Below are 20,222 nucleotides of genomic sequence, written 5' to 3' on the forward strand. Positions count from 1 at the left end.
CCGTACTCCGGCGGGGGCGTTTCGGTTCTTGGGGAAGAAAAGCTAGGCGCGGTGGAGGCCGGTGCGCCCGAAGCGGGCGCGGCTACAGCTTCTCCAGCGGCGCGTACGCCAGGAGCAGCGTCTTCTCCCCGCCACTCCCGAAGTCGATCTTGACCTTGGTCTTCTCCGCCATCCCGTCCACCGACACCACCGTGCCCAGCCCGAACGCGTCGTGCGTGACCCGGTCGCCCGGTGCCAGCGAGGGCACCGTCCGCCCGCCCTTCTTCGGTGCCGCGGCGGCGGCGGGCTCGCGCCTGGTCGCCGCGCTCCACGCCGACTTCTCCGGCGGCGTACGCCAGTCGAGCAACTGTCCGGGCACCTCGTTGACGAACCGCGAGGCCGGGTTGAACGACGGCGCCCCCCACGAGCTGCGGACCGCCGCCCGGGTGAGGTAGAGCCGCTTCTGCGCCCTGGTGATGCCGACGTAGGCCAGGCGGCGCTCCTCCTCCAGCTCCTTCGGCTCGCCGAGTGAGCGGATGTGCGGGAACACGCCGTCTTCCATGGCCGTCAGGAACACGACCGGGAACTCCAGCCCCTTGGCCGTGTGCAGCGTCATCAGCGTGACCACGCCCTGCCCGCCGTCGGCGTCGGGGATCTGGTCGGCGTCGGCCACCAGCGACACCTGTTCGAGGAACTCCACCAGCGTGCCCTCGGGGTTGGCCTCCTCGAACTCGGAGGCCACCGAGATCAGCTCGTTGAGGTTCTCCAGCCGGGACTCGTCCTGCGGGTCCTCCGAGGCCTCCAGCTCGGCGCGGTAGCCGGTGGCCACCAGCACCTCGTCGGCCAGCGCCGACGGCGGCACCCCCTCGGCCTTGGCGATCAGCTCCTCCAGCATCGCGACGAACTCGCGCACGGCGTTGAGGGAGCGGGTCGCCATGCCGTACGCCTCGTCGGCCCGGCGCAGCGCGTCCCAGAACGAGATGCGCTCGCGCGAGGACAGCGCCTCGATCATCGCCTCGGCCCGGTCGCCGATGCCGCGCTTGGGGACGTTCAGGATGCGGCGCATCGACACCACGTCGGCGGGGTTGGCCAGCACGCGCAGGTACGCCAGCAGGTCCTTGACCTCCTTGCGCTCGTAGAAGCGCACGCCTCCGACCACCTTGTACGGCAGGCCGGTGCGGATGAAGATCTCCTCGAACACGCGGGATGCCGCGTTTGTCCGGTAGAACACCGCCACGTCGCCGGCCTTGACGCCGTCGTCGTCGCTGAGCCGGTCGACCTCCTGGGCCACGAACATGGCCTCGTCGTGCTCGTTGTCGGCCACGTAACCGACGATCTTGGGGCCGTCGCCCTGGTCGGACCAGAGGTTCTTCGGCTTGCGCGACTCGTTGCGCGAGATGACGGCGTTGGCGGCGGCCAGGATGTTCTGGGTGGAGCGGTAGTTCTGTTCCAGCAGGATCGTGCGCGCGTCGGGGTAGTCGCGCTCGAACTCCAGGATGTTGCGGATCGTCGCCCCGCGGAAGGCGTAGATCGACTGGTCGGCGTCGCCGACCACGCACAGCTCGGACTGGTCGGCGCCGGAGCGGACCAGGTCGCCGTCGGTCGTGCGCAGCTCGGGGTGGCCGACCAGCTCCCTGATCAGGATGTACTGGGCGTGGTTGGTGTCCTGGTACTCGTCGACCAGCACGTGCCTGAAGCGCATCCGGTAGTGCTCGGCGACCTCCGGGAACAGCTGGAACAGCGTCACGGTGTTCATGATGATGTCGTCGAAGTCCATCGCGCCGGCCTCGGTCAGCTTGAGCTGATAGGCCTTGTACGCCTGCGCGAGCGTCTTCTCCAGGTGCGAGCCCGCCTTGTCGATCGCGGTCTCGTAGTCGACCAGCTCGTTCTTGAAGTTGCTGACCTGGGCCGAGAACGAGCGCGGCGGGTAGCGCTTCGGGTCGAGGTCCATCTCCCTGCAGACCATCGCCATCAGCCGCTGCGAGTCGGCCTGGTCGTAGATGGAGAAGCTGGAGGGGAAGCCGAGCCGCTTGGCCTCGCGCCGCAGGATGCGCATGCACGCGCTGTGGAACGTCATGACCCACATCGCCTTGGACCTGGGGCCCACCAGCCGGTCGATGCGCTCCTTCATCTCGCGCGCGGCCTTGTTGGTGAACGTGATGGCCAGGATCTCGCCCGGATGCACATTGCGCTCGGCGAGCAGGTAGGCGATGCGATGGGTGAGCACCCGCGTCTTGCCCGAGCCCGCCCCCGCGACGATCAGCAGCGGACCGCCGTGATGGATCACGGCCTCGCGCTGCTGCGGGTTGAGGCCGTCGAGCAAGGGGTGGTCAACAGAGACTTGGGTCGGCACGCACCTAGGTTAAGACGCCCCACCGACAAACGGCGCCCCGAATCGGCACTCCGCTCACCCCGATCCCCTCGATCTTCACCCGCCGGGCCACCGGCTCCCTCCCGCGAAAAGCGGCCCGGACCAGGGGGAACCACACGCGGGGCAGCCCTCAGGGCCGAGCCGCGGCCCTCGCGGAATGCCCGCCGGAGAGCACTGGTTGTCGTGAATGGGACGATCTGAGGTGTGATGCCCAGGAATCTTGGTAGTTCTGGGCAACGTCCGAAAGGGAAGACATGCTGGCCGAGAACGAGATCAAGCGGGTACTCGTCGTCACCGCCCACCCCGACGACGCCGACTTCGGCGCCGCGGGCACGGTCGCCCTCCTCGGCGATCGCGGCGTCGAGGTGACGTACCTGCTGGTCACGGACGGCGACGCGGGCGGCAACGAGCGTACGCTCGACAACACCGGCATGGCCGAGCTGCGCCGGACCGAGCAGACGGCGGCCGCCAAGGCCGTGGGTGTCACCGACCTGCGCTTCCTCGGCCACTCCGACGGCACGGTCGTGCCGTCGCTGGCCCTGCGCAAGGACATCACCAGGGTCATCAGGCAGGTACGCCCCGACGTGGTGATCACCCACCACCCGGAGCGCAACTACCAGCACATCGCCCCCAGCCACCCGGACCACCGCGCCGTCGGCGGCTCCACGCTCGACGCCGTCTACCCGGACGCCCGCAACCCGTACGCCTTCCCCGAACTGCTCCTCGAAGAGGGCCTGGAGGCGTGGAAGGTGCGCGAGGTGTGGCTGACCGGCGGCTCCACCCCGAACCACTGGACGGACATCACCGAGGTCATCGACCGCAAGCTGGCGGCGCTGCAGTCGCACGTCAGCCAGGTCGCGCACGTCGAGGGCTTCGCCGACTTCGTCAAGTCGCGCTTCGCGCAGTGGGCCGACCAGGCGGGCTTCGGCGAGGGCCACTACGCGGAGGCCTTCCAGATCGTCCCCACGGCCTGACGGCCCCCAGGAAGGCCCTGTACCTCAGGAGGGCGTGGCGGTGTTCTCCGGGTTGATGGCGTTCTCCGGCTTGGCGGCGTTCTCCGGCCTGCCGGCGATCCGGGCGAAGAGGTAGCCGAGCGAGTTGGTGGCCAGGTGCAGCATCGCCGGCGCCGTGAGCCCGCCCCAGCGGCGCAGCTCGCAGAAGAGCACCCCCGCCACCGCGGTGGAGGCCACGCTGCCCGCCACCACGCGGGCCGTGTCCGCCTGGCTCGGAGCCTCGCCCGAACCCGAGGTCAGCCCGCCCAGGGCGGGGTTGGCGCGGGCCATGTCCATGGCGGGCAGGATGTGCCACAGGCCGAAGAGCGCCGAGGAGAGCGCCGTCGCCGCCACGGTGCCGTGGGAGCGGCGCAGCGTGCCGTACAGGACGCCGCGGAAGCCCACCTCCTCCAGCAGCACCGTGCCCAGGGGCACCTGGACGAGGGCCTCCTCCAGGGCGCGCTCGCGCGACAGCGACAGGGCCCGCTCGTCCTGGAAGAGCGGGCGGGTGAGGGGCAGCGCCACGCCGACCGTGTAGACGACGGCGACCCCCGCCGCCAGCGCGCCGCCGATCGCCGCGCCCTTGCGGCCGTGCTCGAAGCCGAGCTCGCGCCACGACACGCCGGAGCGTCGCGCCATGGCCACGAGCGCGGCGGTCGCGACGGTCGAGGTCAGGGGGGCGAGCCGGGGGGCGACGCGGTTGTTCAGGACGTTGGCCGCGGTCAGCACGGCGATCGAGCGAAGCAGCACCCTCGCAGATTATCGCCGCACCTCACCCCCGCGCGGCCCTATGCGAGCCTCCACCCGAAGACCCGGCGCGGAGACCCGGCGCGGGCTCTGTGCGGGGCGGGGTTCTATGTAGGGGCTGGGCTGCGCCAGCCTGCCGGGAAGCGGGTGCGGCGGCGTTCCTGGGGAGTGAGGCCGCCCCAGATGCCCTCCGCCTCCCCCGCTGTCAGCGCGTACGCCCGGCACTCGGTCAGCACCTGACAGGTGGCGCAGACCGCCTTGGCTCGGGCCTCCTGGACCGCGGAGGGGGCGAGCGGGAAGAACAGCTCAGGATCGCTGGATCTGCAGGCCCCTCTGCGCAGCCAGGTGATCTCTCCCAGTGGCATGGGCCAACGCTATGCCGAGGTCATGATCACCCGCATCATCCTCTGGGCTGACGTGCGCATACCACCGTGGTGGGCCGGCAGAAGAGGCGGAAGAGGCAGGAGAGACAGAGGCGGCGGAAGGGTCAGCAGGCGCCCACCCCGCCGTCCACGCCGTTGGCGAAGGACTGCTGGCGCTGGGCGGCGGTGCCGTGGGCGCTGGGGTTGAGCCAGTCGTCCGTGGGGTCGCCGGCCGCCTCCAGGTTGGCGAACAGCTCGTCGTCGTCGCCCGGCTCCACCGTCAGCGCCCCGGCCTTGACCAGCGCGGAGAGGGTGCCGCCCGCGTAGCAGTCCGCCTGCAGCTCGGCCTGGACGTTGAGCTGGAAGCTCGACTGGAGCTGCGCCTGCACGGAGTGCCCGAACTCGTGGGGGATGATCAGGTACACCGACCCGTCCCCCATGTCGTTCCACAACATCTCCATCCAGTCCCTGTCGTAGGCGATGAAGTGCCCCACAGGGCAGTAGAAGGCGTTGTTCGGGACAGACGGCTGCCCCCCACAGCTAGGCCCAGACGTCCCGCTATAGGCGACAAAATCCGAGATAGGGCGGTAAGTCTGGCCGGAGGCGTTGAACTGCTGCTTCCAGAACGCCTCGGTGAGCTGCCGCGCCGCGTTCACGTCGTCGTCGAAGGTGTCGGCCCCCGAGGAGTTCATCGGGGCGGGCCGCACCAGCCCGCACGCGGCCAGCACGAGCGCGAGCGCGCAGACCAGCACCGGGGAGAGTCTCACAAGCTTCACACGTCCCAAGTGTGCACTGGTTCGTTGGAGTGCATGCGCGCGATGTAGTCGAGCGTCATCGCGCGCAGCGCCTCGTGCCGGTCGCCGCCCTGCGCGCGTACCCGTTCGACCTGCCATGTCGCCCCTGTACGGCCGGAGAGGCAGCGTCCCTCGATGATGCCGAGCAGGCGGTCGGCGACGGCGCGGTCCACGCCCCGCTTCGCGAGCCCCTCGTGGGCCATCGGCAGCAGGCGGCGCAGGATCAGCTCGGCGGCGGGCACCTCCCCCATGCCCGGCCAGTACAGCCGCGCGTCGAGCCCGTGCCTGGCCGCGCTGTTCAGGTTGTCCTCGGCGGCGGCGAACGACATCTGGCTCCAGATCGGCCGCTCGGTGTGCGGCAGCACGGCCATCAGCCCGTAGTAGAAGGCGGCGTTGGCCGCGATGTCGGCCACGGAGGGCCCGGCCGGCAGCACCCGGTTCTCCACGCGCAGGTGCGGGGTGCCGTCGACGACCGCGTACACCGGGCGGTTCCAGCGGTAGATCGTGCCGTTGTGGAGGGTCAGCTCGTGCAGCGCGGGGATGCGGCCCTGCTCCAGCTCGGCGCGGGGGTCCTCGTCCTCGCAGAGGGGCAGCAGCGCCGGGAAGTACTGGACGTTCTCCTCGAAGAGGTCAAAAACGCTGGTGATCCACCGTTCGCCGAACCAGACGCGCGGCCGCACGCCCTGCGCCTTCAGCTCGGCCGGACGGGTGTCCGTGGCCTGCTCGAACAGCGTGATCCTGGTCTCGCGGTGCAGTTCCTTGCCGAAGAGGTACGGCGAGTTCGCCGCGACGGCGATCTGCGGGCCGGCGATGGCCTGGGCGGCGTTCCAGTGGGCGGCGAACTCCTCGGGGCTGACCTGCAGATGCAGTTGCACGCTGGTGCAGGCGGCCTCGGGCGCGACGCTGTCGGCATGGGTGTCGAGGCGTTCGACGCCCTCGATGGCCAGGTGCAGGTCCTCGCCCCTGGCGGCGAAGATCTGCTCGTTGAGCAGCTTGTAGCGCGGGTTGGCCGACAGCGTGCCCTCGACCAGGTCCCGCTCGCGCAGCGTGGGCAGGATGCCGATCAGCACCAGGTGGCCGCCCTGGGTCTGGGCGCGTTCCTCGGCGTGGTTGAGCCGGGCCCTGACGTCCTCCTCCAGCCGGGTCGGGCCGTCGCCGACCAGCTCCTGAGGCTCGATGTTGATCTCGATGTTGAACTGGCCCAGCTCGGTGGCCCAGTCGGGCTTCCGGATCGCGGCCAGCACCTCGGCGTTGCACATGGCCGCCTCGCCCGCGGCGTCCACGATGTTGAGCTCGATCTCCAGCCCGGCGAGCGGCCGGTCCTCCTCGAAGCGCGACTCGCGGAGCATCTGGGCGAAGACGTCCAGGCACCGTCGCACTTTCTCCCGATATCTCCGCCGGTCATCCCTGCTGAACACCACTACTGGCACGTCCCTGCCCATAGATGGCAATGTCGCACGTCGCCGCGAACTAAGCCAGATCACCGGCCGGCCTGAGCGCCAAAAACGCCCCCAAACCCGACTTCCATCACAAGACGGTAGATTTTCCACTGTGAGTCTGGCCAGTCTCGGGGTGAGCGCCAAGGACGAGCAGGTCTACCGGTTCTTCCTGCGCAACCCCGGCGTGGAGCAGGGCGCCGCCGACGCCGCCCTGGGCCCGGACGTCGGCGCGGCGATCGTCCGCCTCACCCGCCTCGGCCTGCTCGAACGCGACGCCAGGGCGCGCGTCATGGCGGTGGACCCGCGCGAGACCATCGACCGCCTGGTCCGGCAGCGGCTCGACGAGGTCGCCTCGGCCAGGGCCATGCTCCCCTCGCTGCTGGCCGAGCAGACCTCGGCCGCCCAGGCCGAGCACATCGAACGCCTCGACGGCCCCGAACGCGCCCGCTCCCGCATCGGCGAGCTGTCCGCGCGGGTGACGGAGTGCCTGGCCATGCACCCCGTACGCGAGAACCCGTCCCACGACGACGTACGCGCCCGCGTCCTGCGCAACCTGGGCCGCGGCGCCGTCTACCGCACGATCGTCCACCGGCGCACGCTGGACGACCCCGAGGTCGCCGGCTACTTCCGGGAGCTCCACCGTGCGGGCGACCGGCACCGCGTCACCGACGAGTCGATCCAGACGCTCCTCGTGTTCGACCGCTCCACGGCCTTCGTCCCCATCGAACGCGACAACCCGCTCGCCGGAGCGCTGCTGATCCGCCAGCCGGGCGTGGTGGCCACGCTGGTGGACCTGTTCGAGCAGACCTGGGCCAGGGCCGCGGACCTGGAGCCCGCGGAGGCGTACCCGACCCGGCTGGAGAAGCAGGTGCTCGACCTGCTCGGCCGCATGGGCAAGGACGAGGTGGCCGCGCGCGAGATGGGCGTATCCGTACGGACGTTCCGCCGCCACGTGGCCGAGCTGATGGCGCGGCTCGGCGCGGTCAACCGCTTCCAGGCCGCGCTCCTGGCCAAGGAACGCGGCTGGATCTAGCCGCGCCCTGGGCTCAGTAGTCCTTCAGCGTGATCGCGTTGACGACGTCCCCCACCGCCGGGCCCGCGAACTCCACCCCGGACTGCTGCGCCTCGAACCGCTCCCTGTTGGTGAAGGCCAGGTCCTGGTTCCCCTTGACGTAGTCGCGCATCTCCCGCTCGTAGGCGGCCAGGGCCGTACGGTGGTCGCCGCCCGCTTCCTTGATCTCACCCGCCAGCACGTACGCCCCCACCATGGCCATGCTCGTGCCCTGCCCCGACAGCGGCGAGCCGCAGTAGCCGGCGTCGCCGAGCAGCACCACGCGCCCCTGGGACCAGGTGTCCATGCGGATCTGGGCCATCGGGTCGAAGTGGAAGTCCTCGGCGTCCTCCATGTGGTCGAGCATCCTGGGCAGCTCCCAGCCGAACCCGCCGAGCCGTTCCCGCAGGATGCGCTTCTGCGAGGGGATGTCGCGATAGTCGTACGCGATGGGCTCCTCGGACTCGAAGCCCATGTACACGCGGGCCTCGGAGTTGCCGCGCACGCTCATGACGCCGCCGCCCCAGGAGTCGCCGGGGATCTGGTGGAAGACCTGCCAGCGGTCCAGTTCGAGGTAGTTCGGGATCGTCCAGACGGCCAGGTAGGTGCCCATGTACTCGATGAATTGGGACTCCGGCCCGAAGACCAGCCTGCGCGTGTTGGAGTGCAGCCCGTCGGCCCCCACCACCAGGTCGAACGTGCGCGGCGCGGCCGTCGCGAAGGTGACGCGGGCGCCGGAGTCGTCCTGGTCGATGGCCGTGACGGTGTCGCCGAGCAGGTACTCGACGCGGTCCCCCACGGCCCTGACGAAGATCTGCGAGAGGTCGTCGCGCAGGATCTCGATGTCGGCGCTGGCCAGGTCGCCGCCGGTGAGCGTGTGCTCCTCGGAGCGGTAGACCTCCTTGCCGTCGTCGTCCACGACGGACATGCCGCGCATCTGCACCTTGTGCCGGCGGATCTCGTCCAGGACGCCCATCCGGGACGCGACCTCCAGGGCGGGGCCGCGCACGTCGATGGCCTGGCCGCCGGGGCGGAAGCCGGGGGTGACCTCCACGACCGTCACGTTGTGTCCGTAGCGTTCAAGCCAGTAGGCCAGCGCGGGGCCGCCGACACTGGCGCCGGAGATGAGAATGTCCATGGCGTCCAGCGTGGCCACCTGGGCGAACGGCCGGGCGGAGCCGGGGCTTCAGGTTGTTGCAGGCGCCCTGGGAGGGGGTGCAACAACCTGCCAGGCGGTCAGACCAGGCGGCGGGCCGTGGCCCAGCGGGACAGCTCGTGCCGGTTCGACAGCTGCAGCTTGCGCAGCACCGACGACACGTGCGTCTCGACCGTCTTGACCGAGATGAACAGCTCCTTGGCGATCTCCTTGTAGGCGTACCCGCGTGCGATCAGCCGCAGCACCTCGCGCTCGCGCTGGGTCAGCGAGTCGAGCTCGGGGTCGATCGACGGCGCCTCGGAGGAGGCGAACGCGTCGAGCACGAACCCGGCCAGCCGCGGCGAGAACACCGCGTCGCCGTCAGCCACCCGGCGGATGGCGTCGGTGAGCTCCTTGCCGCTGATGTTCTTGGTGACGTAGCCGCGGGCTCCGCCGCGGATCACGCCGATCACGTCCTCGGCCGCGTCGGACACCGACAGCGCGAGGAAGCGGACCTGCGCGCCGGAGCCGAGCACCCTGCGCAGCACCTCGACCCCGCCGCCGCCGGGCATGTGGACGTCGAGCAGGACCACGTCGGGCTCCAGCTCGGCGATCGCCTTGACCGCGCTCTCCACGTCCTCGGCCTCGCCGACGACCTCGATCGAGTCGCCCAGCTCGGCCCGCACGCCGGAGCGGAACAGCCGGTGGTCGTCGACGATCAGCACCCTGGTCATTCCTTCTCCACCTTCATCGTCAACATCACTTCCGTGCCCTCACCGGGCTCGGTGCGCACCCTGGCGGCGCCGCCGTGACGTTCCATTCTCCCGATGATGGACTCCCTGATGCCCATTCTGTCGAGGGGGATCGCCTCCAGATCGAATCCCTTGCCGCGATCCCTGATGAAGATGGTCACCTCTTCGCCCTCGACCTCGGCGTACACGGAGATGGAGGGGCTCTCGGAGTACTTGGCGGCGTTGACCATCGCCTGCCTGGCCGCCTTCAGCATGGCGGCGAGCTTGCCCGCGGAGTCGAGGGCGATGTCGCTGACGCAGACCACCTCGATGGGCAGGCCGTGCGCGTCCTCCTCCTCGGCGGCGATCCTGCGCACGGCCGCGGCGAGCGTCGCGTCGGCGTCCTGGGCGGGCTGGTAGAGCCAGTTGCGCAGGTCGCGCTCCTGGGAGCGGGCCAGCCTGGTGACCTCGCGCGGGTCGTGCGCGACGCGCTGGATCAGGGTGAGCGTGTGCAGGACGGAGTCGTGCACCATCGCCGCCACCTCGGCCCGCTCCTCCTGCCTGATGCGCTCGCGGCGCTCAAGCTGCAGCTCCTTCCACAGGCCGGCGAGCCAGGGCGCGGCGACGACGGCCAGGCCGCCGACGACGACCGCGGTGAACAGCAACCCCGGCCGCGCCGCCATCAGCTCGCCCTGGACGGCGAGGAAGCCGACCGCGCCGACGGCGACGAGCGCGACGCCGAGCATCGTGCGGACCCGGTTCTTGCGCATGCCCTTGGTGGCGCCGCTCATCCAGTTGCGGCGGCGCTCGGGATCGGCCTGCTGCCACAGGATGAGCGCGCCGATGCCGCCCACGGCGAACGGCAGCATGCCGATCCCCCCTTGGGAGGCGCCGGTCAGCCAGCTGAACGCGGCCAGCGCGATGCCGATCGCGGCGAACGCGGCGAGCTGGCTCCAGTCGCGCGGCGGCCGGTTGCTGCCCTCGTACGGCATCCGCGGCGTGATCATCCAGAGCACCGCGTACGCGACCACGCCGACCCCGTCGACCACGCTGAGCAGCACGAACGTCAGCCTGATCACCACGGGGTCGAGCTTGAGCTGCGTCGCCAGCCCCTGCGCCACGCCGCCGAGCAGCCTGCCCTCCATGGGGCGCATCATCCGGCGGAAGGGCGCGTCGCCACCGGCCTCGGCAAGAGTCTTCTGGTCAGCCATAACATGGTCATCGTCACACGTGAGGCGGCCTGAGGCATCAGGGAACAACCCCCGGGTCGGGTCAGGGGTGTCCCGGATGGAGATGGGCGGGTGACCCGGGCCACGATAGGCACATGACAGAAGCACCGCCCAAGGAACAGACCTCCCGGCACGCCGCGCTGCGACGCAGCAGCGAGGGGCGTTTCCTCATGGGGGTCTGCGCGGGGCTCGGGCGGCACACCGGGATCGACCCGGTGGTGTTCCGCGTGGGCTTCGCGGTGCTGCTGTTCGGCTCGGGGATCGGGCTGTTCGTCTACATCGCGGCGTTCCTGCTCATGAAGGAGCCGAACGGGCGGCGCGGCCTCATCGAGCAGTGGACGCGGCGTGACTTCGACGCCGACACGGTGATGGCGCTGATGACGGCCGTGCTCGCGGCGGGGCTGGGCCTCAACCTGGCCACGGTCTGGCTGAGCACGCCCACGCTGGTGGTCGGCCTGATGCTGGCCGTGGGGCTGCTCGCCGCGCACACCAACGGGGTGGACCTGCTGGGGCTGGCGCGCTCGATGCCGGAGCGGCTCAGCCGCCGTCCCAGCGCCGACGAGCCCGAGCCGTTCCCGTCGGACGTCCCCGCGCACTCGCCGATCCCGCCGCAGCCCGCCTCGGGCGTGGCGCCCGCGCCGTACGTGCCGGAGGCTCCGGTGAGCCCGGCGGCGGCGCCGCAGGATCCGGTGTCCGCCGAGCCCCCGGCAGCCGCGGCGAGCCCGGCAAGTCCGGCGAGCCCAGCGAATCCGGCGAGCCCGGCGAATCCGACGAGGATCGAGCCCACCTTGGCCGCGATGGCGAGCGAGTCCCCGCCGGCCACCGAGACCCGCGAGCCCTCGGCACGCGTGAACCCCGCGCCGGCCGACCCGCCTCCCGCGGCGCCGCGCCCCCGTCCTCAGCCGAGGACCTCCACTGGGTCCGGGTACGCCTCCTACGGCGAGCCGTTCGCCCCGAACGGCCCCTACCAGCCGCTCGACCCGCGCAAACGCGCGGGCGGGGGCGGGGGCGGCTACTCGCCGTACGATCCCGCCCTGTACGCCAGGGTGACGCTCCCGCCGCGCCCGAAGCGGCCCAGATCGTACATCGGTGCCATCACCATGTTGCTGGCCATCATCATTGGAGGGATCGTCGTGGCGGTCCAAGCCAGGTCGGCCGCGGGGGTCAGTCCTACCCTCGTCGGCGGCGCCGTGCTCGTGACGATCGGCGCCGGGCTGCTCATCGCGGCCTGGTGGGGCCGCGGCGTCGGCCTGGTCGCGGCGGGCACCATGGTGGCCCTGCTGATCGCGGTCGGCCTGGTGGTGGGCGGCCTGCCGAAGCAGATGGGTGACCTCGCCTGGCAGCCGCAGAGCGTGGCGGAGGCGAGCAGGCCCTTCGAGGTGGGCGTCGGCGAGGGCCGGCTGGACCTGTCCGAGCTGACATTGACGCCGGGCACGAACCTGACCGTCAACGCCTCGGTCTCGATCGGCGAGCTGACCGTGATCGTGCCGCCGAGCGCCAGGGTCGAGGTGCACGCCTCGAACAAGGTCGGTGACATCACGATCGACCAGTCACTGAAGGGCGGCGTGGACGTGCGCTTCGACAAGACGCTGGAGCCCGAGACCAAGCCCAAGGGCGACGTCTCGACGATCGTCCTGAACCTGCGCGGCGGCGCCGGCGACATGGAGGTGCGGCGTGCCGCGTGAGATGGACAAGCCGCGCGCCCTGCACAGGACGGACTGGATGGCGCTGCTCAGCGGCACGTTGTTCGTGGTGCTCGGCATCCTGATCCTGACCGGCTCGATCAAGGATCCCCTGGTCCTGGTGTCGCTCGTGGTGGTGGGGCTGGGCTTCGCGGGCCTCGTGGCCGTGGTGGCTCGGGTGATTCGCGGCAAGTAACCCTTGACCGGGGGAAACACCGGCGTACGTTGGGCGTTGTCCGCCTTTCCCGCTCCTCTGGGAGGACGTATGCCCCGGATAACCGTCACTGTCGACGGAGTCAAGTACGAGGAGGACGTCGAGCCTCGACTCCTGCTCGTCCACCTGCTACGAGAACGTCTGGGCAAGACCGGCACACCTGTCGGCTGCGACACCAGTAACTGCGGCGCCTGCACCGTCATGCTCGACGGCAAGAGCGCGAAAAGCTGCACGGTGCTGGCCGTGCAGGCCGACGGCTGTGACGTCGTCACCATCGAGGGCCTGGGCTCCAACGGGTCGATGCACCCGATGCAGCAGGCCTTCCACGAAGAGCACGCCCTGCAGTGCGGCTACTGCACCCCCGGTATGGTCATGGCCGCGATCGACCTGCTCAGGGACACTCCGGACCCGTCGGAGGACGCCATCAGGGAGGGCCTGGAGGGCAATCTCTGCCGGTGCACCGGTTACTGCAACATCGTCCGCGCCGTACGCAGGGGCGCGCAGGAGATGGGGCAGGCGGTGAGGACACAATGACCGAGGTCGGCAGGGCGAGGAGGCGCAAGGAGGACGCCCGTCTGCTGAGCGGGCGCACCCAGTGGACCGACAACCTGCGGCAGCCGGGGATGCTGCACGTGATGTTCCTGCGCAGCCCGATGGCGCACGCGCGGATCACCAGGGTCGACGTGTCGGCGGCTCTCGGCCTGCCGGGCGTCGTGGCGGCCTACAGCGGCCAGGACTTCGCCGCCGAGCAGGGCAGCCTGCCGTGCGCGTGGCCGGTGACCGACAACGTGGTGATCCCCGAGCACCCGCCGATGGCCACGTCGGAGGTCCGGTACGTGGGCGAGGCCGTGGCCTGCGTGGTCGCCACCGACCGCTACCGGGCCGCGGACGCGCTGGAGGCGATCGAGGTCGACTACGAGCCGCTCCCGGCCGTGCTCGACATGAACGAGGCCCTGACCCCGGACAGCCCCAAGGTGCACGAGGCCGGCAACCAGGCGTACTCCATGCAGATGACCGTGGGCGACATCGACGCGGCCTTCAGGGACGCGCCCGTGGTCATCGACCGGACGTACGTCCAGCAGCGGCTGATCCCGAGTGCGATGGAGCCGCGGGCGGTGCTCGCGAACACCGACGGCGACTCGTTCACGCTCTGGTCCTCCACCCAGATCCCGCACATCCTGCGGGTCATGCTGGCCGTGGTGACCGGCATCCCCGAGCACAAGATCCGGGTGGTCGCGCCGGACGTGGGCGGCGGGTTCGGCTCCAAGCTCCAGGTCACCGCCGAGGAGGTGCTCTGCCTGCTGATCGCCAAGCGGCTGGGCAAGGCGGTCAAGTGGGTCGAGTCGCGTTCCGAGGGCAACCTGACGGTGCACCACGGGCGCGACCAGATCCAGCACATCCAGCTGGCGGCCGAGGCCGACGGGCGCATCCGCGGGCTGAAGGTCGACCTGCTGGCCGACATGGGCGCGTACCTGATGCTGATCACGCCGGGCATCCCGCTGCTGGGCGCGCAGATGTTCAACGCGATCTACAAGATGGACGCCTACGAGTTCGGCTGCACGGGCGTGTTCACCACGAAGATGCCGACCGACGCCTACCGCGGCGCGGGCCGCCCCGAGGCGACGTACGGCATCGAGCGGATGATGGACGAGCTGGCCGCCGAGCTGCGCCTGGACCCGCTGGAGGTGCGCAGGCGCAACTGGATCAGGCACGAGGAGTTCCCGTACACGACCATCTCCGGCCTGACGTACGACTCGGGCAACTACGAGGCGGCGACGGACAAGGCGCTGGCCCTGTTCGGCTACGACAAGCTGCGCGCCGAACAGGCCGACCGGCGTGACCGGGGCGACCCGGTGCAGCTCGGGATCGGGGTCAGCACGTTCACCGAGATGTGCGGGCTGGCGCCGTCCAGGGGCCTCGGCGCGGCGAACTTCGGCGCGGGCGGCTGGGAGCACGGCTCGGTGCGCATGCTGCCGACCGGCAAGGTCGAGGTCATCACCGGCAGCTCCCCGCACGGGCAGGGACACGTGACGGCGTGGAGCCAGATCGTGGCCGACTCGCTCGGGGTGCCGTTCGAGGACGTCACCGTGCTGCACGGCGACACCGCGATCTCGCACAAGGGCATGGACACCTACGGCTCGCGCTCGCTGACCGTCGGCGGCATCGCCGTGCTGAGGGCCTGCGACAAGGTCAAGGACAAGGCCCGGAAACTGGCCGCCCACCTGCTCGAATGCTCACCCGACGACCTGGACTTCGCCGACGGCGTCTTCAAGGTGCGGGGCACCGAGAGCCAGAAGAGCATCCAGGAGCTGGCCTTCGCCGCGTTCCTGGCCCACGACCTGCCCGAGGGCGTGGAGGCCCGGCTCGACTCCGACGCCACGTTCGACCCGGAGAACTTCTCCTTCCCGCACGGGACCCACCTGTGCGCGATGGAGGTGGACACCGAGACCGGCATGGCGAAGATCCGCTCGTACGTGGCGGTGGACGACATCGGCAAGGTGGTCAACCCGCTGATCGTCGAGGGCCAGATCCACGGCGGCATCGCGCAGGGCATCGCCCAGGCGCTGTTCGAGGAGGCCGTCTACGACGCCGACGGCAACCTGCTCACCACCACGATGGCCGACTACCTGCTGCCGTCGGCGGCGGACCTGCCCGAGTTCGTCACCGACCGGACCGAGACCCCGGCCACCAGCAACCCGCTGGGCGTCAAGGGGGTCGGCGAGGCCGGCACGATCGCCTCGACCCCGGCGGTCGTGAACGCGATCGTCGACGCCCTGCGCCCGCACGGGGTGCACGATGTGCAGATGCCGTGCACACCTGAGCGGATCTGGAGGGCGCTGGCATGATCCCGGCACAGTTCGACTACGTGCGCGCGACCTCGCTGAGCGAGGCGTGCCAGGAGCTGGCCTCCGACGAGGACGCCAAGGCGCTCGCCGGTGGTCAGTCGCTGCTTCCGCTGCTGCGGCTGCGGCTGGCGTACCCGTCCAAGCTGGTGGACATCGGGCGCCTGCCGGAGCTGTCGGGCGTGCACGACCGCGGCGACCACGTGTTCATCGGCGCGATGGCCACGCACGACGAGGTCATGCGCTCCGGCGTGGTCAACACGGAGTGCCCGCTCGTGGCGCTGGCCGCCGCGACGGTCGCCGACCCGGCGGTGCGGCACCGCGGCACGTTCGGTGGCTCGCTGGCGCACAGCGACCCGGCGGGCGACCTGCCCGCGGTGGTCCTGGCGCTGGACGGCGTCTTCGTGGCCAGGTCCGCGGAGGGTGAGCGGGAGATCCCCGCCGCCGAGTTCTTCGTCGACTACCTGGAGTCCGCGCTGCGGCCGGGCGAGATCCTGGTCGGGGTGCGGATCCCGAAGCTCGGCGCGGGGTGGGGCTTCCACTACGAGAAGTTCCACCGGACGGCTCAGGCGTGGACCATCGTCGGCGTGGCGGCGGCGGTCCGGCGCTCCAACGGCGCGATCCAGGAGGCCAGGATCGGCCTGGCCAACATGGGGCCGACGCCTGTCCGGGCCCGGGCGGTCGAGACCGCGCTGCAGGGAATGGAGCTGGGCGACCAGCTCAAGCAGGCGTGCCAGGAGGCGGACGCCGACACGTCGCCGCCCTCTGACCTGCACGCCCAGCCCGACTACCGCCGGCACCTGGCAAGGGTGCTGACCCATCGGGCGGTACGCGGCGCCTCCGGATCCCCCTGACCCGGTACGAGGGGGCGCCTCTTCCGGGGCGCCCCCTCAAAGACGTAATGTCGCAATCAGTGGGAGAGGAGCGGATCGATGGCGATGCGGTTCGAGCACGAGTTCAGCGTTCCGGTGCCGGTCGAGCAGGCGTGGGCCGTGCTGCTGGACGTCGAACGGGTCGCGCCGTGCCTGCCGGGGGCGACGCTCGACATCTTCGAGAGCGACGAGTTCACCGGCCGGATGAAGGTCAAGGTCGGGCCGATCACCGTGACCTATCGCGGCTCGGCGAAGTTCGAGGACGTGGACAAGGACAGCCACACCTTGACCATCAGGGCGTCGGGCAAGGAGGCCCGCGGTTCGGGCACGGCCTCGGCGACCGTCAAGGCCAGACTGACGCCGACGGACGGGTCCACCACGGTCGCCGTGGAGACCTCGTTCAACGTGACGGGCCGGCCCGCGCAGTTCGGGCGGGGGGTCATGGCCGAGGTCGGCGGCAAGCTCATCGACCGGTTCGCGGCCAACCTGGCGCAGCTCCTGACCGAGCCCGCGCCCGAGGCCGCCCAGGCCGGGACGGCCGTGCCCGCGGCTGCGCCTGTGCTGGAGCTGGTGCCGGAGCCGCTGCCGGCCCCTGAGGAGGACGTGCGGCCCACCGGGACGCTGCGCACGTCGCTCACGCCCGACGAGGAGGCGCTCGACCTGCTGGAGATCGCCGGGGCGCCGCTGCTGAAGCGCATCGCGCCGATCGCCGGGGCGGTCGCGGCGCTGGTGTTCATCGGGTGGCTGATCAGGCGTCTTATGCGCCCAAATTAGGCAAAGAAACCCCAGACCCCGACACATCACCCGCCGTCCGGGAAGTTATCCCCTCACGCATGCCCCACTCAGGGAGGAGCGGGGCGAGTTGTCCCACCCAGGGAGGAGTGGGGGAGATATCCCGCTCGGGGGTGGGATCGGAGTTTCGGGGGATGGGATGCCGGACTGCACCGTCGTCGTGATCACGTACAACGACGCGCGTCGCCTGCCCAGGGCGGTGCGCTCGGTGCTCGCCCAGTCGCTGCGCGACCTTGAGGTGATCGTCGTCGACGACGCCAGCACCGACGACACCGCCCGCGTGGCCACCGAGCTGGCGCACGCCGACCCCCGCGTGCGCTACCTGCGCAGGCAGGCCAACAGCGGCGGCTGCGGCGCGCCGCGCAACGACGGGCTCGACGCGGCCTCCGCGCCGTACGTGATGTTCCTCGACAGCGACGACGAGCTGCCCAGGCACGCCTGCAAGAGCCTGCTCGGCGAGATCGAGCGGACCGGCGCCGACTTCGTCTCCGGCCAGATCTCCCGCCTGTACGAGCCCAGCGGACGGCTGGAGCGCTACTACCCGTCGGTCTTCGCCCGGCGCCGCGTGGTGGCGGGCATCCGCGAGGACCCCGAGCTGTTCATCGACTCCTTCAGCACGAACAAGCTGTACGACGTGCGCTTCCTGCGCGAGCGGGGGCTGCGCTTCCCGGAGGACATCCTCTACGAGGACCACGTCTTCGCCGCCGAGCTGTACGCCGTGTCGCGCCGCTTCGCGGTCGTGCCCTGGGTGGTCTACCATTGGCGCCGCGCGGCCGCCGGCGGCTCCATCTCGCTGAGCATCAAGGAGATGGACAACGTGCGGCACCGGATCACCGCGGCCCGGCTCAGCGACGACAAACTGCGCGCCCACGGCATGGACGACCTGGTGCCCGACCGGCAGCACCGCTTCCTGCGGCAGGACCTGCGCGTGTACCTCAACCCGCTGCCCAGGCGCGACCGGGTGTGGGTCAAGGAGTTCGCGGCGATCGTGCGGCCGTACCTGGAGGAGATCCCGCAGGAGGTGTTCGAGCGGATCGAGCCGATGGCCAAGGTCTGCTGTCACCTCGTCCTCGACGACCGGATCGACGATCTCATGGTGGCCGCCAGGTCGCTGTCCGCGCCGCGCGCCGCGCCACGGGCCGCCGTGCGGCAGGACGGCCGTACGTACTGGGGCACCACGGTCGCGCCCGGCATGGACATCACCCGGCTGCGGATGGCCGAGCTGCCCTACACCGCCACCCGCCTGCGGCACGAGATCACCGAGCTGGCGGGGGACGGTGAGCGGGTCAGGATGACCGTGCACACCTACGACCCCTTCGGCGTGCTGCCGGTCGACTGGACGGCCTTCCTCAAGCTCGGCGCCCGGCGGATCCCCATCGAGCCGGTCGCCTCCGGGGACGGCGGCTACGTCAGCGAGATCACCTTCACCCCCACGGTGTCGTGCGACCCGCGCATCGGCTTCACCAGGAGCTGCGACGGCCACACCACGACCGACCGGCTGCTGGTCCACCCCGGCATCGAGCCGGTCGCGATGGAGGCCGGCACGGTCAGGGCGGCGGGCAACGCCGCGTTCCTGCGGGTGAGGGCCCGCCCGGTCCCGCCGACCCGGCTCCAGCGGCTGCGTCGCAGGCTGATGAAGAGGTTCAGCACGCCCGCCATGAAGCTGCGCTTCTACAAGGCGGTGATCAGCGTGCTGCCGCCACGCAAGGACCTGGCGCTGTTCGAGGCCGACGTCGGCAAGGGCTGCACCGGCAGCCCGCGCGCCGTCTACGAGGAGCTGCGGCGGCGCGACCTGCCGATCGAGGTCGTCTGGTCGGTGGCCAAGGGCCGCAGGCACTTCCCCGCCGACGCCCGGCTGATCCGCCGCGGCGGCTGGCGCTACGTCTGGACGCTGGCCCGCGCCGGCATCTGGGTGGACAGCCACGGCTTCCCGCTCAACTACCCCAAGCCACGCGGGACCCGCTACCTGCAGACCTGGCACGGCCAGGGCATCAAGTCGATCGGCTTCGACGCCCCTGACCTGCGCGCCGACTTCGATCAGCCGCGCGCCGAGTGGCGCGCCGCCGTGGCCCGCTGGGACGCGCTCGTCGCGCCCAGCGCCGAGTTCTGCCGGGTGTTCCTGCCGTCCAACGGCTACACGGGCCCGCTCTACCGGTACGGCACGCCGCGCTGCGACGCCCTGGTCAACGGCCTGACCAGGGACGACGTCCTGGAGCGGCTGGAGATCCCGCCGGGCAGGAAGGTCCTGCTGTACGCGCCCACGTACCGGGACCGGGCCAAGAACAGCGGCCAGTCTGTCCGCGCCGACCTGGAGCTGATGGCCGAGGAGCTGTCGGACGAGTGGGTGCTGATCCTGCGCACCCACCCGGTCGAGCGGTACCGGACGCCGCAGCACGTCAGGCACTTCGTCCGGCCCGCGGGCGGCTATCCGGAGGTCAACGACCTGATGCTGGCCTCGGACGCGCTGCTGACGGACTACTCGTCGGTGATGTGCGACTACGCGCTGACCGGCAAGCCGATGGTGTTCCTGATCGACGACTGGGACGAGTACCGGCTGTCGGAGCGGGGCGTCTACCACGACCTGCCCGCCATCGCCCCCGGCCCGTGCGTCACGACGACGGCGGAGCTGGTCGAGGCGCTGCGCGAGCTGCCCGCCCTGCACGCGGCGCACGCCGGGCGCTACGCGGCCTTCCGCGAGCTGTGGTGCGCCGACGAACGCGGCGACGCCGCCGCGCGGGTCGTGGACGCCTTCTTCGGGCAACCGGTGGGACGATGACCGTCGTCTTCGCGTGCATGGACGCCGACACGCTCGGCGGCATCCAGCAGGTGACGCACACGCTGGCCCAGGGCCTGGCCGAGCGCGGCCACGATGTGCACGTGATCGGGCTGCACCGGGCCCGTGACCCGTTCCGGTACGTCGAGGCGCCGCGCTACGGGCACCACGTGATCAGCCCCGGCCCCGTCGGCCCGCAGAGCCCCCGTGAGCGCA

At 70.9% G+C, this 20,222-nt stretch carries 18 protein-coding genes; 10 read left to right on the forward strand and 8 right to left on the reverse strand.

Going from position 1 to position 20,222, the window contains the following annotated elements:
* Positions 1–82: 82 nt before the first annotated feature.
* Positions 83–2,332, reverse strand: coding sequence for a DNA helicase PcrA (gene pcrA / locus KME77_RS00915; RefSeq protein ID WP_504739319.1), 2,250 nt, complete (start codon positions 2,330–2,332; stop codon positions 83–85).
* 272 nt (positions 2,333–2,604) lie between these two features.
* Here pcrA and KME77_RS00920 point away from each other — a divergent pair, with 272 nt between their 5' ends.
* Positions 2,605–3,324 (forward strand): PIG-L deacetylase family protein, encoded by a 720-nt coding sequence (locus KME77_RS00920; RefSeq protein ID WP_219460335.1) that lies wholly within the window; start codon positions 2,605–2,607, stop codon positions 3,322–3,324.
* 24 nt (positions 3,325–3,348) lie between these two features.
* On the opposite strand, the gene KME77_RS00925 is transcribed toward KME77_RS00920, so the two are convergent.
* The 4 genes from KME77_RS00925 to KME77_RS00940 all read right to left on the reverse strand — a co-directional run bounded on the left by KME77_RS00925 (position 3,349) and on the right by KME77_RS00940 (position 6,624).
* Positions 3,349–4,092 carry a CPBP family intramembrane glutamic endopeptidase gene (locus KME77_RS00925; protein ID WP_219460337.1) on the reverse strand — a complete coding sequence of 248 codons (744 nt, stop codon included), beginning with the start codon at positions 4,090–4,092 and terminating at the stop codon, positions 3,349–3,351.
* A 104-nt stretch (positions 4,093–4,196) separates the two neighbouring features.
* Entirely contained in the window at positions 4,197–4,454 is a 258-nt protein-coding gene (locus tag KME77_RS00930) for a WhiB family transcriptional regulator (RefSeq protein ID WP_219460340.1), read from the reverse strand.
* Between the two features lie 122 nt (positions 4,455–4,576).
* Positions 4,577–5,227: a neutral zinc metallopeptidase gene (locus tag KME77_RS00935; RefSeq protein ID WP_308250484.1), complete on the reverse strand. Its 651-nt coding sequence runs from the start codon at positions 5,225–5,227 to the stop codon at positions 4,577–4,579.
* Positions 5,224–6,624 carry a glutamate-cysteine ligase family protein gene (locus KME77_RS00940; RefSeq protein ID WP_308250485.1) on the reverse strand — a complete coding sequence of 467 codons (1,401 nt, stop codon included), beginning with the start codon at positions 6,622–6,624 and terminating at the stop codon, positions 5,224–5,226. The genes KME77_RS00935 and KME77_RS00940 overlap by 4 nt, the downstream gene beginning before the upstream one ends.
* A 172-nt stretch (positions 6,625–6,796) precedes the next feature.
* Here KME77_RS00940 and KME77_RS00945 point away from each other — a divergent pair, with 172 nt between their 5' ends.
* Positions 6,797–7,717, forward strand: a complete 921-nt coding sequence (locus KME77_RS00945) for a helix-turn-helix transcriptional regulator (RefSeq protein WP_219460350.1) — start codon at positions 6,797–6,799, stop codon at positions 7,715–7,717.
* A gap of 13 nt (positions 7,718–7,730) precedes the next feature.
* On the opposite strand, the gene KME77_RS00950 is transcribed toward KME77_RS00945, so the two are convergent.
* From KME77_RS00950 to KME77_RS00960, 3 genes are all read right to left on the reverse strand, one after another.
* On the reverse strand, positions 7,731–8,873 hold the full coding sequence (locus KME77_RS00950) for an FAD-dependent monooxygenase (RefSeq protein WP_219460354.1): 1,143 nt from the start codon (positions 8,871–8,873) through the stop codon (positions 7,731–7,733).
* Positions 8,874–8,971: 98 nt separating this feature from the next.
* Positions 8,972–9,604, reverse strand: a complete 633-nt coding sequence (locus KME77_RS00955) for a response regulator (protein WP_219460359.1) — start codon at positions 9,602–9,604, stop codon at positions 8,972–8,974.
* Entirely contained in the window at positions 9,601–10,812 is a 1,212-nt protein-coding gene (locus tag KME77_RS00960) for an ATP-binding protein (RefSeq protein WP_219460360.1), read from the reverse strand. Before KME77_RS00960 ends, KME77_RS00955 begins: the two co-directional genes overlap by 4 nt.
* 113 nt (positions 10,813–10,925) lie before the next feature.
* Here KME77_RS00960 and KME77_RS00965 point away from each other — a divergent pair, with 113 nt between their 5' ends.
* The 8 genes from KME77_RS00965 to KME77_RS01000 all read left to right on the forward strand — a co-directional run.
* Complete coding sequence (locus tag KME77_RS00965) at positions 10,926–12,515, forward strand: PspC domain-containing protein (RefSeq protein ID WP_219460362.1); 1,590 nt, start codon at positions 10,926–10,928, stop codon at positions 12,513–12,515.
* Positions 12,505–12,708, forward strand: coding sequence for a hypothetical protein (locus KME77_RS00970; protein WP_246608972.1), 204 nt, complete (start codon positions 12,505–12,507; stop codon positions 12,706–12,708). Before KME77_RS00965 ends, KME77_RS00970 begins: the two co-directional genes overlap by 11 nt.
* 69 nt (positions 12,709–12,777) lie before the next feature.
* Positions 12,778–13,260, forward strand: a complete 483-nt coding sequence (locus KME77_RS00975) for a (2Fe-2S)-binding protein (RefSeq protein WP_219460367.1) — start codon at positions 12,778–12,780, stop codon at positions 13,258–13,260.
* Positions 13,257–15,572 carry a xanthine dehydrogenase family protein molybdopterin-binding subunit gene (locus KME77_RS00980; protein ID WP_219460372.1) on the forward strand — a complete coding sequence of 772 codons (2,316 nt, stop codon included), beginning with the start codon at positions 13,257–13,259 and terminating at the stop codon, positions 15,570–15,572. The genes KME77_RS00975 and KME77_RS00980 overlap by 4 nt, the downstream gene beginning before the upstream one ends.
* Positions 15,569–16,423 carry an FAD binding domain-containing protein gene (locus KME77_RS00985; protein ID WP_219460374.1) on the forward strand — a complete coding sequence of 285 codons (855 nt, stop codon included), beginning with the start codon at positions 15,569–15,571 and terminating at the stop codon, positions 16,421–16,423. Before KME77_RS00980 ends, KME77_RS00985 begins: the two co-directional genes overlap by 4 nt.
* Positions 16,424–16,501: 78 nt before the next feature.
* Complete coding sequence (locus tag KME77_RS00990) at positions 16,502–17,215, forward strand: SRPBCC family protein (protein ID WP_219460378.1); 714 nt, start codon at positions 16,502–16,504, stop codon at positions 17,213–17,215.
* A gap of 157 nt (positions 17,216–17,372) precedes the next feature.
* Entirely contained in the window at positions 17,373–20,009 is a 2,637-nt protein-coding gene (locus KME77_RS00995; protein WP_219460382.1) for a bifunctional glycosyltransferase/CDP-glycerol:glycerophosphate glycerophosphotransferase, read from the forward strand.
* A partial coding sequence (locus tag KME77_RS01000; RefSeq protein ID WP_219460384.1) for a glycosyltransferase occupies positions 20,006–20,222 on the forward strand: 217 nt, incomplete at its 3' end. The genes KME77_RS00995 and KME77_RS01000, both read left to right, overlap by 4 nt.

The organism is Nonomuraea rhizosphaerae, assembly GCF_019396405.1.
GTDB classification, from domain to species: Bacteria; Actinomycetota; Actinomycetes; order Streptosporangiales; family Streptosporangiaceae; genus Nonomuraea; species Nonomuraea rhizosphaerae.